Genomic DNA, 15667 nt, shown 5'->3' with positions numbered 1-15667 from the left:
TATTGGTCTTGTCAAAAACTAATATTTAAAAATGGATTAGATCAACCGCAGTACAATATTCGCTGTACTGCGGATACCATATTAAGTTTCAGATGCTGATTTTGATTTATATTTGAAAATATTCCGAACGATAACAAACATAAAGGGAATAAAGACAAGAACTAAAATTGTGCCGAAAATTACCCCCCCAAGGACACTGACACCAATTTCTTGACGACTGGCAGCACCTGCACCTGATGCAAATACCAAAGGTATAACCCCTGCACCAAAAGCAAGTGAAGTCATTAAAATTGGACGTAAGCGTAAACTTGCACCTTGTAAAGCAGCAGCAATCGCGTTAGCTCCACGCTCCTGAGCCATTGCCGCAAATTCAACAATTAAGATGGCATTTTTACATGACAACCCAATCGTCGTAAGTAACGCAATTTGGAAGTAGATATCGTTTGGAAATCCGACCAACCAACTAAAAATAATATTACCGCCAATACCCAATGGAATAGCAGCAATCACAACAGAAGGTATCGACCAACTTTCATATAAGGCAGCTAAACATAGAAAGATAAAGCCAACAGAGATGAGATAAAGCCAAATGGCTTGTGTACTCGATTGTTGCTCTTGAAACGATAATCCACTCCACGCTAGCCCAACCCCGTCCAATTGATCAACCATAGACTTGATATCACGCATTGCAGCACCACTGCTCACATTTTTTGCAGTGTCTGCTTCCATTTGTAGCGCGGAATAACCTTGGAAACGAGTCACCACATCAGGGCCTCCATCCCAATCCACAGTGGCAAAATTAGCAAATGAAATCATTTGATTTTGATTATTTCGTACAGACCATAAATTGAGATCTTCAGGCTTTGAACGATACTCGGCATCCCCCTGCATCATGACGCGTTTAATACGTCCGCGATCAATAAAGTCGTTCACATAAGAACCACCCCAAGCTGCAGCCAAAGTGCTATTAATCGCAGATTGTGAAAGACCATTCGCCATCACTAATTTTTGATTGATATTCACTTTCAATTTGGCTTTATCTGGATTAGAGCGTTTGCCCAAATTTTCAAAAGTCGTGAAGTTGATTGCCTGTCGTTCTAGCGCTTGAAATTGATCTTCTAAATACTGTCGTCCTTGTCCATTTAAATCTTGCAGCCAAAACTCGATGCCGTTTGTATCGCCAAGACCACTTACAGAACCTGGCAAACTCACCATAATCCGAGCGCGACTGTCTTTTCTAAAGAACTCCATCGCTCGTTCACGAATGGATTGTGCAGAGTTTGCCTCACCTGGACGATCATCCCAATGATGTAATGCTACAAATCCTGTTCCTAAATTTTGACCCGTTCCTGAAAAATTTCGTCCATAACGAATTTGAACCAACCTAACATTCTGTTTTTCTTGTTCAAGAAAATACTCTCGAATACTTTCACCAACAAGCTGACTTTCTGTCATAGGTGCGCCTTCAGGTAAACTGAATTGGACACTGATAAAACCTTGATCTTCACTTGGAATAAAGCTGGTTGGAAGCGACTTATAAAACAAAGCAAAAATCACAATTAACCCAGCAAAACTGGTTAAAACGATCCATTTTAGTGACAGGCTTTTTTCAACCCACTTTAGATAATGCAATCGTAATGATTCCATTTTTGTATTAAACCATGTCGCCCATTTTGCTTCTTGTTGTTTAGGTTTAAGAATAATCGCACACAATGCTGGTGTGAGAATTAAAGCGACCAACAATGACAGTGACATGGCTGCAATCAAGGTAATTGAAAACTGACGGTATATAACTCCTGTCGATCCTGTAAAAAAAGCCATCGGAATAAATACTGCAGTTAGCACCACTGTAATTCCAATTAAAGCCCCCGTCATCTCTTGCATAGATAAGATAGACGCTTGCTTTGCAGATAGCCCCTTTTCATGCATCAAACGTTCGACATTTTCGACCACCACAATTGCATCATCTACAAGTAATCCAATCGCAAGAACTAATGCAAAAAGTGTCAATGTATTGATGGTCATTCCGAGCGCAAATAAGACGGCGAAAGTGCCCAAAATAACAATTGGAACCGTGACCGTTGGAATAAGTGTTGCGCGCCAGCTTTGTAAAAAGATAAACATGACCAACACGACCAAGATAATGGCTTCAACTAAGGTCTTTACAACTTCTTTAATGGACTCTTGAACAAACGGCGTGTTATCTCGTGGGTAGACAATTTGATAGCCTTCAGGAAGTTTTTTCTTAATGTCCTCAAGTACTTCTTTAATTTTAGCTGAGGTTGCAAGAGCATTTGCACCAGATGACATTGAAACAGCCAAGCCTGCTGAAGGTGATCCATTAATGGTATTAAAAGCTTGATAATTTTCAGCACCTAACTCAATGCGTGCTACATCTTTTAAATAAATAAAACTTCCATCAGGGGTCGCTTTGACAATGATATTTTTAAATTCATCGACTGTTCTTAGTCGTGATCCAGCGGTAACTTTTGCATTAAGATACTGGTCTGCTACTGTCGGTAAATCTCCGATTCCACCTGCAGCAACTTGTGTATTTTGTGCTTCAATTGCGGCACGAATATCACTAGGCATCAACTGATATTGTTTCAATAAGTTCGGATCTAGCCAAATACGCATGGCATATTGAGAACCAAAGACATCAACCTCACCAACACCTTCTACACGCGCAATTTCTGGTTCAATGTGATCAGCCAAATAATCTGACAACGCAATATTATTACTTTGGTTCGTAGTGTCATATAACCCCACCACCATAAAGGTGTCACCTAAGGATTTATAGACATTGACCCCTTGACGCTGCACGTCTTCAGGCAAACGATTGATCACCCCATTAATGCTATTTTGAACTTGGACTTGTGCTGTGTCTGGATCAGTTCCGTTTTCAAAACTTAAACTAATTCGACTATTCCCAGATGCATTACTGGTAGAGCTAAAATAAAGTAAGTTATCAATTCCTTTAATTTGTTGTTCTATGACCTGTGTGACACTTTCCTCAACTGTTTCGGCATCAGCTCCTGTGTAAGTTGCTGATACAGTAATTCTTGGCGGAGCAATATCAGGATAGCGTTCTACCGGTAAGCTCATCACCGCAAATATACCAATTGCCATGACAATAATCGCAAGTACGCCAGCAAAAATAGGTCGTTCAATAAAGAACTTAGATAACATAGTCGTTAAGCCGTCAAAAGAATTCTAGAAAGTGTTTTCATTAAAATATATAAAAATTTAATTGATATTCAGTGACTATGAATAAAAAAACAAGAACTAATAACAGAAACGATCAACATTGATCGAATTAAGAAGAAAATATGAAGCCCTCACCTATGAACCGCTTATCTGATCTTTCAAAAAAAAATATGCGCAATTTCTCAAAAGTAAAAAACTTCTAAAATTACGCAGCATTAATGCCATCCCCCCCTCCCAATTTGAGGATAGTCATATTCAATTTTTTAAAACTATATTCGAGGTACAAAAATACGAATGATTTGGGGGAAATGATGAAAAAAGCTCTTATAACACTGGCGCTCAGTACCTGTTTAGCAGCTTGTGGTGGTTCGGATAAATCCGCAAAAAATGATGATCAGATTAAAATTGGAATACTGACTGACAGCCCAGTAGCAGGTGCGACATATATCGTGAATGGCAATAATGACAATGCGAAGAAGACCAATGCAAATGGGGAGTTTGAATATCGAGATGGAGATGTCATTACATTTAAAATTGGTGATATCGAAATTGGTACCGTACAAGGTTTAGCTCGTGTGACACCAAATGAACTCGTGAATGAAGATTTAAATGCAGATGAACGTAACAAGAGAATTATCAATCTACTGATTTTTTTACAATCATTGGATATCGATGAGGATAAAGAGACCATACAAATCCCAGATGATGTTTCAAATTTCTCGCCAACATCGATTGATTTCAGCAATGCGACAAGTGATTTTAGAGAGCGACTTCAAGCTCAAATTATCAATATTCCTGAAATTGCCTCCAATACAGTAGTCAGTGAAGAGCAAGCTAAAGAACATTTTAGCAGCTCACTGCTCAAAGATATTCAAGGCGTATGGTATGCAAAAAATGATGAGTCTGAAATTGTGTTATTTATTGGAGAGAATGGCGAATATATGCTCGGTGAACCAATCCCGAACGAGCCTAATAGTTCTTCAAATGGCATGGAATACGCCAAAATAAATCTAGATGCCCTAAGTGGAAGTTTATACGCTTCTTCAATAAATATTACTACGCCTGTGATTGATACCAATGAAGATTGGGGACTTCTCGATCATGGGGAATCGCGTTCAATGAAACTATCTTTTGATGGTTCTATACTTAAGATTTCTGAAGCTGAAAATCCTGATGAAAGTGCAGAGTTTACGCGAGTTCCTCGAAATAATAGTGGAATTGTAGGCGCATGGCAGTCCTCAAGTGGTAAACAAATTTTCGTATTTAATTCTAATAACACTTTTATTATGGTTGATGCTGTTGGCGATGATCAACCAGATCCATATGACGGACCTTGTGGTGGCCCTGGTATTGAGTATGGTCGTTATCAATTACGCGACAACAAGCTCTTTGTTACCACGCCCCTCAGCATTGATACAAATGGTTGTGCTGGATTATCCAATACAGACGCGCATTTAGGCTTACCATTACAAATTTCTACTCAAAGTTTAAGCTTTACCGTAGCAGATGAAGGCACATTTACACTGACCAGAATGAATTAATTTTATCCCCCTTCAACATCTTCGTTAAAGGGGGATTATTCAATATGCTGAAAAGCATCAATAAATTCGATCAAAATCCGCATCATTTCAGCTTGTGAGGAGCATCCTAACTTCTGATAAATCGTTTTCAGATATGTCCGCAGTGAACTCAGCGTAATCCCACATTTCAAAGCAATATTTTCAAGATACTGATCGTCCATAAAATGCTGACAAATTTCAATTTCTCGAGCTGTCAGTTGGAATGTTGACTTCAGTAATATTTTAGACAAGCGTTTTCGATCCTGCATTTTTGATAAGAATAATGCAACTTGATTATTGTCTAAGATCATTGAATCTGACAGCACCTTAAGTGGTGAGACTGTGATTAAGTAAGCTGATTGATGTCGATCGCTATATAACTGCATTGCACCCCCAACTTCTTCTTGATCATGCCTCTCTAATGAATAACGCTCATTCTTTTTGAATGTGCTCTGCACCAATTTTTTTAATTGAGCATTATAAGGCTCGATTATTTTTAATCTGTTATGCAAATCTATTTCAATCATACTCGTATCATTCAAACAATCCTTCGCATACTGATTCACAAATCTAACTTCTAAATCAGATTGAACGATGAGCACACCCACATTCAACTTATCTAAAATTTCGGTGTAATTACTTCTATCATTTTGAAGAAGCTTAATTTGTCGATGAATTTGAATCGCTCTTCTAAAGTGTTTTGCGAGTCTTTCTAAACTTTGTAATTCAGCAGTATCATAAGCAGCTTCATCTGATGGTCGATGTACCGCAAGCACGCCCCATTTATATTTTCCATACTCTAACAATACCCCACTGAGATAACAGATGTTTGAAGGAATTAAACAATATTCATAAAAGTTCTTCAAATCCTCATTATCTGTTTCAGCATATGATCGACAATCAATTTGATAGGCATGCTCTAATCCATAGGTATTCATTAACTGACCATGAATACGCATGTCTACGACATCTAAGTTATACGTTTGATAATTTTGAATTCCATCAATCGGGATATTAATGGTGTAAATAAAATTTTGTTCGGGCCGAAGCTGATCAAAGTAAGTAAAGATCGCCGTTGAACTCTGTGTAAATTCCACGACCTGTTTTAAAACATTTTCCCAGTGATGTGGCTTTAAGGCAGCCTCATAAATTTCTTCTATGATTTGATTTTCTTGAACAGTTAACATCATCACCCCCAATCATGGTGTTAATGTTCCTTTAGATTAGCGCTCTACTAGGCTTTTATTCAATATTTACAATAGTATTCAAATATTTATCAGACAGATGACAAAAAAATCCCCGCTTAAAGCGGGGATTTTTTAGGCTGTGGGATGAATTACATCATACCGCCCATACCACCCATACCGCCCATGTCAGGCATAGCTGGTTTATCTTCTGGGATCTCTGTAATCATGCACTCAGTTGTTAACATTAAGCCCGCAACAGACGCAGCATGCTCAAGTGCAGAACGAGTAACTTTCGCTGGATCAAGGATACCCATCTCTAGCATATCGCCGTATTCACCAGTCGCAGCGTTATAACCGAAGTTGCCTTCGCCATTTTTAACTGCATTAATCACTACAGATGGTTCGTCACCTGCGTTAGATACGATTTGACGAAGTGGCGCTTCAATCGCACGACGAAGGATGTTGATACCTACGTTTTGATCATCGTTAATACCCGTTACACCGTCAAGTGCTTTAGCTGCACGTACTAATGCAACACCACCACCCGCAACAACACCTTCTTCAACAGCAGCACGAGTTGCATGAAGAGCATCGTCTACACGATCTTTCTTCTCTTTCATTTCAACTTCAGTTGCAGCACCGATTTTAATCACTGCTACACCGCCTGCTAGTTTAGCAACACGCTCTTGAAGTTTTTCTTTGTCGTATTCTGAAGTTGATTCTTCGATTTGCGCACGAATTTGTTGAACACGCTCAGCAATTTGATTCGCATCGCCTGCACCATCAACAATCACTGTGTTTTCTTTAGATACAGTTACTTTGTGTGCAGTACCTAAATGTTCAAGTGTTGTTTGATCTAACTGCATACCGATTTCTTCAGAAATCACAGTACCACCAGTTAAGATCGCGATATCTTGAAGCATTGCTTTACGACGATCACCGAAGCCTGGTGCTTTAACAGCACATACTTTGATGATGCCACGCATATTGTTTACAACAAGCGTTGCAAGTGCTTCACCTTCAACATCTTCAGCGATGATAAGAAGTGGTTTACCTGTTTTCGCAACTGCCTCAAGAACAGTAATCAACTCACGGATATTGCTTACTTTCTTATCAACAAGAAGGATAAATGGGTTTTCCAATTCAGCAGTTAATGTATCTTGTTTGTTTGCGAAGTATGGAGAAATATAACCACGGTCAAACTGCATACCCTCTACAACATCTAGAGAATCTTCAAAGCCTGAACCTTCTTCAACAGTGATTACACCTTCTTTACCCACTTTTTCCATCGCTTGAGCGATCAGTGAACCAACAGTCGTATCAGAGTTCGCAGAAATCGAACCCACTTGTTCAATCGCTTTAGAATCAGATGCTGGTTTAGCAGTTGCTTTAATATCTGCAACAACAGCTTTAACTGCAATATCAATACCGCGCTTCAAGTCCATTGGGTTCATACCCGCAGTTACTGACTTGATCCCTTCGTTCAAAATTGCTTGAGCTAAAACAGTTGCCGTTGTAGTACCGTCACCTGCGATGTCATTTGTTTTAGAAGAAACCTCACGAACAAGTTGAGCACCCATGTTTTCAAACTTGTCTTTTAATGTGATTTCTTTCGCTACAGAAACACCATCTTTAGTGATGTGTGGCGCACCGAATGAACGATCGATAACTACGTTGCGGCCTTTAGGACCAAGTGTAACTTTAACCGCATCTGCAAGGATATTCACACCTGCAATCATTTTTGTGCGAGCTGAATCACCAAACTTAACGTCTTTAGCTGACATATTTGACTCCGAATATTATTAAAATTACTAAATCTGATTGATTAAATGAGTAGTATTAAAAAGAATCAATTAGCCTTCTAAAACAGCTAAAATATCTGACTCTTTCATGATTAATAGTTCTTCGCCATCTACTTTCACAGTTGTTCCTGCATAAGTACCAAACAATACCTTGTCACCTACTTTTACATCTAAAGCGCGAACGCCATTGTCAGTGATCTGACCATTACCAACTGCAATAATTTCACCTTGAGCAGGTTTTTCTGCAGCAGAACCTGGCAATAAAATGCCGCCAGCTGTTTTTGTTTCTTCTTCAACACGACGAATTACTACACGGTCATGTAATGGACGAATGTTGCTCATAAAAATACTCCATCAGACTAAGTCTTTTGATTAATAGTCGTGATCTTAATTTCCTTAGATCACCACCAAAATTATTTGATGTCACTTTTGTGGGGATGGAAAAAATTGCTTCAAGGGGAAAATAAAAAAAAATTTAATTTTTTGTATTTTTTTTAGGCATTCCGATAATTTAGCCTTCATTCCAATTTGCAACCAAATAAAATTTCTTGAATCTCGAATCAAAGCGATATTCACGCACCTTCAGTTTTTCATCAATTAGATTAAAACTATTAGAAAAGTCATGATGTAAACGATGTGACGTAGCGGTACCTGCATGAATATCCAATATTGGATGTTGAGCATTAAGTTGGAAAATCTTATTCAGATCATAAACATCAGATACATGTAAATGACCATGTAGAATTGCATTCAACCCTGAGCTTGCCCATGTCTTTAGGGCTTTTTCAGTATTTTTAGGACGATCTTTAGACATATTTATACCGTGATCACCACTATAGAAAGGTTGATGCGTAAGCAGAATTTTTAATTTATCTTGAGGAGCTTCCTTAATTTTTTGATCAACATCCTGAATTTGAAACTCAGTAATACGACCTTTGGTATGGTACTTAGGGTGAATTGTATTGATTCCTATAATATAAAAATGCTCAGTTTCTAAAGTCTGCTCCATGTCACCAAAAAACAACTTATACCGATGAAACGGACTCAAAAATCTGCGCCATAAATGAAACAAAGGAATATCGTGATTACCCGGAATCACAATATAAGGAAGATTAAGTTCTTCTAGAAATTTTTTGCAGTGATAAAACTGTGAAAATCTTGCCCTTTGAGTGAGATCACCACTGACCACAATAGCTTCGATCAAATGTTCTGCAACAAAGTGAGCAATTGCATCTAAACAGTCTTGTTGCTCAGTTCCAAAATGCAAATCAGACAAATGTAAAATCATTGTGGCACCATTAAGGTCAGTGCATTTCTTTCAACATGAATATCTAATGGTGAATCCAGTTGAATAATTTCTCCATCGATTGCTACAGTCATCTTTTTTTGATGAGAACGTATGCGCACATGATCCGCACTAAAACTATATACGTCTGCTGCCTGATCTAATTTTCCACGAACGAGTTGGATGAGTGTTTTAAAAATACTCAGCTTATCCGTGCGAGCAAGTACAACTCCCGCAACCCGACCCTCTTCTGCCGTTTTAGCGATATTGAGGTTCATTTCTTTTAATTGAAGTTGGTTATTACCTAAAAATAATAAAGGGGTTTTAACTGCATAATTTACACCATCCACCTCAATTTCTAACTTTAATTCTTTACGATCACGAATCAACACGTCTAAGCCAGAAGTATAGGCATGTAATGGTAGACGCCCTAGTTTTTGGTTATATAACTCTCTTTTTTTAATAAACAATGGATAAAGACCCAAACTCGCATTATTTAGATAAATGGCATCATTAATTTTTGCCACATGTACCGCTTTAGGCTTACCTTCAACCACCAGTTTTGCAGCTTCGAGAATATCTAAAGGAATATTCAAAACTCGTGCAACATAATTGAACGTCCCTAAAGGTAAAATTGCCAAAGGGATGGTTTGATGTAATAAATAATTAGCCACAGAATTTAACGTTCCATCCCCGCCAGCAACCACAATCACCCCCTGATTATCGTGATTTAAATGTCGAAGATGAACTTTTTCAATGAGTGCTTGAACACTCATTTCTGATGCAATATCAAAAACTTGTATTTCAAAACCTAGATCTGTCCAGTAATGCATGAGTTGCTCATAAATTTGATCATTATTGGTGGCATGGAATCCAGATTTTTCATTAAAAATCATAGACAAAGGCTTAAGCATTGAATTCATTTTATGGCTTTAAAAATTGAATTACTTTAAAATTTCGTCTATTTACTACTCAATTAAAAGCCAATTTATGTAATTTTTAAATGATGTTCATTTAATTTTTCGATGATGAGAATTGATCTCATAATTTAATTAAGTTTTTATTTTAAATAAATATTTTAACCACAAATACCAAACATAAAATTTAAAAATAAAAAAGAAATTACTCATTTTTTAAAAAAATATCAAATAATTACATAAACTTAACACCAAACAAGTCTTAAGCACTATTTAAGCCTTTGGTCTTATTTTTTTTAAGAAAATATGCTTTAATACAGCCACTTTTTTTTCATACTGAATCTAGAGTCTGCAAACCAGCATCTAGATATTATTTGTACACCACATTGTACACTTTTGATATAGGCCTCACCATGACCCAAGTGAACGCACCAGAATTCGTTCGTCACCCTAAGCTTATTGCTTGGGTGGAAGAGATTGCTAAACTAACAAAACCAGCAAAAATTGAATGGTGTGACGGTAGCGCAGAAGAATATCAACGTTATATCGACTTGATGATCGCTAACGGCACAATGCAAGCGCTTAACCAAGAAAAGCACCCTGGTTCATATCTTGCAAACTCTGATCCTTCTGACGTTGCTCGTGTTGAAGACCGTACTTTTATCTGCTCTGAAAACAAAGAAGATGCTGGCGCAACTAACAACTGGGAAGCTCCAGCGGTTATGCGTGAAAAATTAAACGGTTTATTTGACGGTTCTATGAAAGGACGTACTTTGTACGTTGTACCTTTCTCTATGGGACCTTTAGGTTCTCATATTGCTCACATTGGTATCGAACTTACTGACTCTCCTTATGTTGCAGTCAGCATGTCTAAAATGGCTCGCATGGGTAAAGCTGTTTATGACGTTCTAGGCACTGATGGCGAATTTGTTCCATGTGTACACACTGTAGGTGCACCATTGGAAGAAGGTCAAAAAGACGTTGCTTGGCCTTGCAACAAAGAAAAATACATCGTTCATTATCCAGAAACTCGTGAAATTTGGTCATTTGGTTCTGGTTATGGTGGTAACGCATTGCTTGGTAAAAAATGCTTAGCATTACGTATCGCATCATTCATGGGTCGTCAGCAAGGCTGGTTAGCTGAACATATGCTCATCCTTGGTGTGACAAATCCACAAGGTGAAAAACACTACATCGCAGCTGCATTCCCATCTGCTTGTGGTAAGACAAACTTTGCAATGTTAATTCCACCAGCAGGTTATGAAGGTTGGAAGATTGAAACTGTAGGTGACGATATTGCTTGGATCAAACCAGGTGAAGATGGTCGCTTATATGCAATCAACCCTGAAGCAGGTTTCTTCGGTGTAGCTCCTGGTACAAATACGAAGACCAACCCGAACTGTATGGCTACGCTTCATAAAGACGTGATCTATACAAACGTTGCTGTGACTGACAACGGTGAAGTTTGGTGGGAAGGTCTTTCTAAAGAAGCACCTGCCAACCTAACGAACTGGAAAGGTCAACCACACACTGGTGAAGAAAAAGCGGCTCATCCAAATGCGCGTTTCACAGTTTCAGCTGGTCAATGCCCTTCTATTGATGCTGACTGGGAAAATCCAGCAGGTGTTCCAATCTCTGCGTTCATCTTTGGTGGTCGCCGTGCGGACACAGTACCTCTAATTTCAGAAGCATTTGACTGGGTTGACGGTGTTTATAAAGCTGCAACGATGGGTTCTGAAACAACTGCTGCTGCTGTTGGTCAACAAGGTATTGTTCGTCGCGATCCATTTGCGATGCTTCCATTTGCTGGCTACAACATGGCTGACTACTTCACACATTGGTTAGAAATGGGTGAGAAAGTTGGCGAGAAAGCTGCAGCTGCTGGTAACAAGCTTCCTGGTATTTACAACGTGAACTGGTTCCGTCGTGATGCTGAAGGCAACTTTGTATGGCCTGGTTTCGGTCAAAACATGCGTGTTCTTGAGTGGATTATCGATCGCTGTGAAGGTCGTGCTGACGCTGTTGAAACTCCAATTGGTCGTGTTCCAACTTACGAACAGTTGAACTGGACTGGTTCAGACTTTACGAAAGAGCAATTTGACCTTGTGACTTCTCAAGACAAAGAGCAATGGATCAAAGAACTTGAAAGCCATACTGAATTATTTAACAAACTTGGTGATCGTTTACCAGAAGCGTTGAAAAAACGTCAAGCTGAGCTTTTAGAAGCGGTTAAATCTGCTTAAGCATGATGAGAAAAAAGGTCACTTCGGTGACCTTTTTTTTTACTTCAAACAAACTGAATAAAGTGTATTTAGTAACGTTTATTAGTACCAATAAGTTGTCACACTTATGGCATACTGATTTAAACAGCTTATTAGGATCAGATAATGAAAAAAATAGAAATGATTGGCTCTTGTTTAATCGCCCTTATGCTTACAGCCTGTCAATCTGTTCCGCGACAGCACAATGGAGCTACAGGATATCAAATTGAAAATAAATCAGAGAATTCTGCCACTATTTCGTATACCCTCTCTGCACGCGCCAACCAAAATATTGATGAACACAAATTACAACGTACTTGCCAACAAGTTCTAGGGCACACTCAACAATACAAAACCACCATTTTGAGTGTAAATGAAATTGCTAATCCCAATTATAAAACACAAGAAACTCAACAGGTTCAAATTGGTCAATCACGAACATCATTCGGACTCTCAAACACTCAAAGCCTATACAGCAATGAAGACTACAATACACGTCTTTCTTTAGAAACTAAGCCTAGCCTCTTACAAGTCGTTCGCTTTAACTGCACACTCTAAACTTAGGACACTCAATGTACTTCATTGAGTGTCTTATAAAAACTGACATTTCTAAATTCAGGTGATTCATCCAAGTCTGGCCATGTCGTTGCACTGCGTTCATCAAGCTTTTCATACTTCGGATGACTAAAGTTTTTTACACGACTATCCGCCACCCACACTTCAGGAGCAAATTTTAAAAACTCATCCAAGAAGAAACGATTGCACTGGTCATACAACACATCAGCCGCCAACAAGATATCAACCTGCTCAGCTTTATATAAGTCATCCAAATATTCAAGCTCAACATCATTCAATTCAGCATTGGCACGACACGCATCCAAACTAACTTGGTCGATATCACAGCAAATGACACGCTTTGCCCCTGCCATTTTCGCTGCAATCGCGACTACGCCTGAACCTGCGCCAAAGTCTAAAACCACTTTGTTTTTCACATGATGCGGTTCAGCCAATAACCATTGTGCCATTGCTAAACCTGATGCCCAACAGAAAATCCAATATGGCGTATCATTCCATATACGACGAATAACTTCATCATCCAGCTTATCGGTTGGAAAAACAGGTGGAATGAGCCAAAGTGAAATTGGTGTATCAGGCAATTGCTGTGCATGAAGTTCACAACCTGGAATCACATCATGTAAGGCTTTGAGTAAATGTTCAGGTGCTTTAGGAAATTGGAAAGTACAGCTCATTGGATTTTATTTTTAAACATGCCAAAATTTGAGTTTCAAATACGAAACCTAAATTAATAAAGAGAGTTCCCTCTACCTTTTTTAAAGGAGAGGGTTAGTGAGAGGATTTATCTAACTCAATACCCTCACCCCGACCCTCTCCCTGAGCCGTATACGGCGCAAGAGAGGGAGATACTATTAACCTAAAGCTTTTTCAGCTGCTTCAACTGTTTGACGAATCAACGTTGTGATTGTCATTGGACCTACACCACCCGGTACTGGTGTGTAAGCTGAAGCAATGTCTTCAATACCAACAAGTTGAATATCGCCCACACCACCGCCATCACGTGGATGAAAACCAGCATCAACAACTACTGCACCAGGTTTAATCCAATCTTTTTGAATCAATTCAGCTTTACCGACTGCACCCACAATGATATCCGCTTGCTTCACAAAGCTAGCAAGGTTTTGTGTTCGAGAGTGACAAATCGTTACAGTAGCATTCGCCTCGAGAAGCATAGCTGCCATTGGTTTACCCAAAATTGCAGAACGACCTACAACAACCGCATGCTTACCTGCGATTTCGATGTTGTTTTCTTTCAGAATCGTCATAATACCTGCAGGTGTCGCAGAACCGTAAGCCGCTTCACCCATTGCCATACGACCATAACCAAGGCAAGTAACACCATCCACATCTTTTTCAAGTGAGATCGCATCAAAACACGCTCGCTCATTAATTTGCGCAGGTACTGGATGTTGTAAAAGAATACCGTGAACATCAGGATTTGCATTGAGTTTTTCAATTTCAGCAAGCAATTGTTCTGTCGTCGTTTCTTTTGGTAGTTCAACTTTAAGTGAATCCATACCAACACGGCGGCATGCATTACCCTTCATACGCACATAAGTTGCAGATGCACCATCGTCACCTACTAAAATCGTCGCAAGAATTGGAGTACGTCCTGATTTTGCTTTTAACGCTTCTACGCGAGTTAACAAATCAGCCTCAATTTGTTTTGCCAATGCACGACCATCTAAAACTAATGCCACGGCACATCTCCCAAGTGTTGATATGAATCAATTTCGCACATTCTACATGAATATTTTAAATAATTTCCGTTATATGCTGTTTTTCTGCACATACGAATAAAAGCACTATTGTTTTTTTTTCAGAGCTTGTTAATATACGCATCAACAAGACATGGCGGGGTGGCAGAGTGGTCATGCAGCGGACTGCAACTCCGTGTACGCCGGTTCGATTCCGACCTCCGCCTCCATCTTGTTAAGCCCGAGTGGTGAAATCGGTAGACACAGGGGATTTAAAATCCCCCGCCCACAAAGCGTGCCAGTTCGAGTCTGGCCTCGGGCACCATTCTTCTAATAGAGAATAATGGTGTAAATAAAGAACCCAGCGTAAGCTGGTTTTTTTATGTCTGCATTTTCTTTAAACTCATCTGCTATAATCACTCATCTTCAGAATTTCATATTCAAATGAATCAAAATCAGCAAGTTGCTCAATATCTTCAAGAACTAAAACAACAATATCCTCAAGCGTTTAAAAAAAACTTCTTGCTCTATAGTCAGTTAAAGACCAAAGGGATTCTAGATGAGCGTAAAGAACTGATCCCGCTTGCACTTGCATTAATGATTTTCCTCCCTTGCTCATATTTGTTAACCCTTTTGCTTAAACAACACATTGTTTTTTTAGAAGGCTTTCAATCTGGCGGGAGTGCTGTGCTGTGTATCATGTTATTTTTTATGCTGATTACGCCAATCATCCTCAAACAGATCAAGCACAGTAGCATCTCAACTTACCAGCAACTTAAAAACACCCCCTTCAAACTGACCATTCTCATTCTTTTACAAAGTTTAAATATCGCTTTTATGGAAAGTTGGTTCTTACAGGGAGTTTTGTTTTATTTCGCTATGAATTTTGGTTTCGTTAAATTTTATAAAGAGAATTTATTCCGAGAAAACACTTCTAAAGAAAACTATTACTACATTCAAGAAATTCGTAGAGTGGCTTTCTGGAGTTATAAACAAAATTTTAAGCTTTACTTAAAACTAATCTTTTTATCCAAAAACTCAAAGCAGCATCAATTATTGATTGAACAAAAACAAAAAAATGCGCAACTTTATGTTCATTTGATGAACTATGAAAACAAATTGTGTATGCGCTACAAGCATACCGATATAGAAAAATATATCGATAGCATCATGTAG

At 38.7% G+C, this 15667-nt stretch carries 12 protein-coding genes and 2 tRNA genes; 6 read left to right on the top strand and 8 right to left on the bottom strand.

The features are described from left to right. Positions 1 to 81: 81 nt before the first annotated feature. Positions 82 to 3189 carry a multidrug efflux RND transporter permease subunit gene (locus AC1M9L_RS02720; RefSeq protein ID WP_481591259.1) on the bottom strand — a complete coding sequence of 1036 codons (3108 nt, stop codon included), beginning with the start codon at positions 3187 to 3189 and terminating at the stop codon, positions 82 to 84. Between the two features lie 329 nt (positions 3190 to 3518). On the opposite strand from AC1M9L_RS02720, the gene AC1M9L_RS02715 reads away from it, so the two are divergent. After that, positions 3519 to 4748: a hypothetical protein gene (locus tag AC1M9L_RS02715; RefSeq protein ID WP_481591258.1), complete on the top strand. Its 1230-nt coding sequence runs from the start codon at positions 3519 to 3521 to the stop codon at positions 4746 to 4748. Positions 4749 to 4783: 35 nt separating this feature from the next. Here AC1M9L_RS02715 and AC1M9L_RS02710 read toward each other — a convergent pair whose 3' ends face one another. The 5 genes from AC1M9L_RS02710 to AC1M9L_RS02690 form a co-directional block, all read right to left on the bottom strand. Further along, positions 4784 to 5953 (bottom strand): LuxR C-terminal-related transcriptional regulator, encoded by a 1170-nt coding sequence (locus AC1M9L_RS02710; protein ID WP_481591257.1) that lies wholly within the window; start codon positions 5951 to 5953, stop codon positions 4784 to 4786. 149 nt (positions 5954 to 6102) lie between these two features. Then, positions 6103 to 7737: a chaperonin GroEL gene (gene groL, locus AC1M9L_RS02705; RefSeq protein ID WP_035266940.1), complete on the bottom strand. Its 1635-nt coding sequence runs from the start codon at positions 7735 to 7737 to the stop codon at positions 6103 to 6105. A gap of 69 nt (positions 7738 to 7806) precedes the next feature. Then, positions 7807 to 8097, bottom strand: a complete 291-nt coding sequence (locus AC1M9L_RS02700; protein WP_004810787.1) for a co-chaperone GroES — start codon at positions 8095 to 8097, stop codon at positions 7807 to 7809. 169 nt (positions 8098 to 8266) lie between these two features. After that, complete coding sequence (locus AC1M9L_RS02695; RefSeq protein WP_481591256.1) at positions 8267 to 9043, bottom strand: metallophosphoesterase family protein; 777 nt, start codon at positions 9041 to 9043, stop codon at positions 8267 to 8269. Further along, positions 9040 to 9963 (bottom strand): diacylglycerol/lipid kinase family protein, encoded by a 924-nt coding sequence (locus AC1M9L_RS02690; protein WP_481589682.1) that lies wholly within the window; start codon positions 9961 to 9963, stop codon positions 9040 to 9042. Before AC1M9L_RS02690 ends, AC1M9L_RS02695 begins: the two co-directional genes overlap by 4 nt. Before the next feature lie 407 nt (positions 9964 to 10370). On the opposite strand from AC1M9L_RS02690, the gene AC1M9L_RS02685 reads away from it, so the two are divergent. Both AC1M9L_RS02685 and AC1M9L_RS02680 read left to right on the top strand, forming a co-directional pair. Beyond that, the gene (locus AC1M9L_RS02685) at positions 10371 to 12200 is read left to right on the top strand and encodes a phosphoenolpyruvate carboxykinase (GTP) (protein ID WP_481588545.1); all 1830 of its coding nucleotides are present in this window, start codon (positions 10371 to 10373) and stop codon (positions 12198 to 12200) included. Positions 12201 to 12344: 144 nt separating this feature from the next. Then, positions 12345 to 12776, top strand: coding sequence for a hypothetical protein (locus AC1M9L_RS02680; protein WP_035266928.1), 432 nt, complete (start codon positions 12345 to 12347; stop codon positions 12774 to 12776). 11 nt (positions 12777 to 12787) lie between these two features. On the opposite strand, the gene AC1M9L_RS02675 is transcribed toward AC1M9L_RS02680, so the two are convergent. Then, on the bottom strand, positions 12788 to 13468 hold the full coding sequence (locus tag AC1M9L_RS02675; protein WP_481589680.1) for a class I SAM-dependent methyltransferase: 681 nt from the start codon (positions 13466 to 13468) through the stop codon (positions 12788 to 12790). A 177-nt stretch (positions 13469 to 13645) separates the two neighbouring features. After that, entirely contained in the window at positions 13646 to 14494 is an 849-nt protein-coding gene (gene folD / locus AC1M9L_RS02670) for a bifunctional methylenetetrahydrofolate dehydrogenase/methenyltetrahydrofolate cyclohydrolase FolD (RefSeq protein WP_481591255.1), read from the bottom strand. Positions 14495 to 14647: 153 nt separating this feature from the next. Between folD and AC1M9L_RS02665 the strand changes: the two genes are divergently transcribed. The 3 genes from AC1M9L_RS02665 (at position 14648) to AC1M9L_RS02655 (ending at position 15667) form a co-directional block, all read left to right on the top strand. Beyond that, positions 14648 to 14721: transfer RNA gene (locus tag AC1M9L_RS02665), tRNA-Cys, on the top strand. 9 nt (positions 14722 to 14730) lie between these two features. Continuing rightward, positions 14731 to 14816, top strand: a tRNA-Leu gene (locus AC1M9L_RS02660). Between the two features lie 119 nt (positions 14817 to 14935). Continuing rightward, positions 14936 to 15667 (top strand): hypothetical protein, encoded by a 732-nt coding sequence (locus AC1M9L_RS02655; protein WP_481591254.1) that lies wholly within the window; start codon positions 14936 to 14938, stop codon positions 15665 to 15667.

This window comes from Acinetobacter sp. ANC_7511, assembly GCF_056779975.1.
The sequence above is the reverse complement of the archived record's forward strand: the minus strand, read 5'-3'. Positions and strand labels throughout refer to the sequence as shown.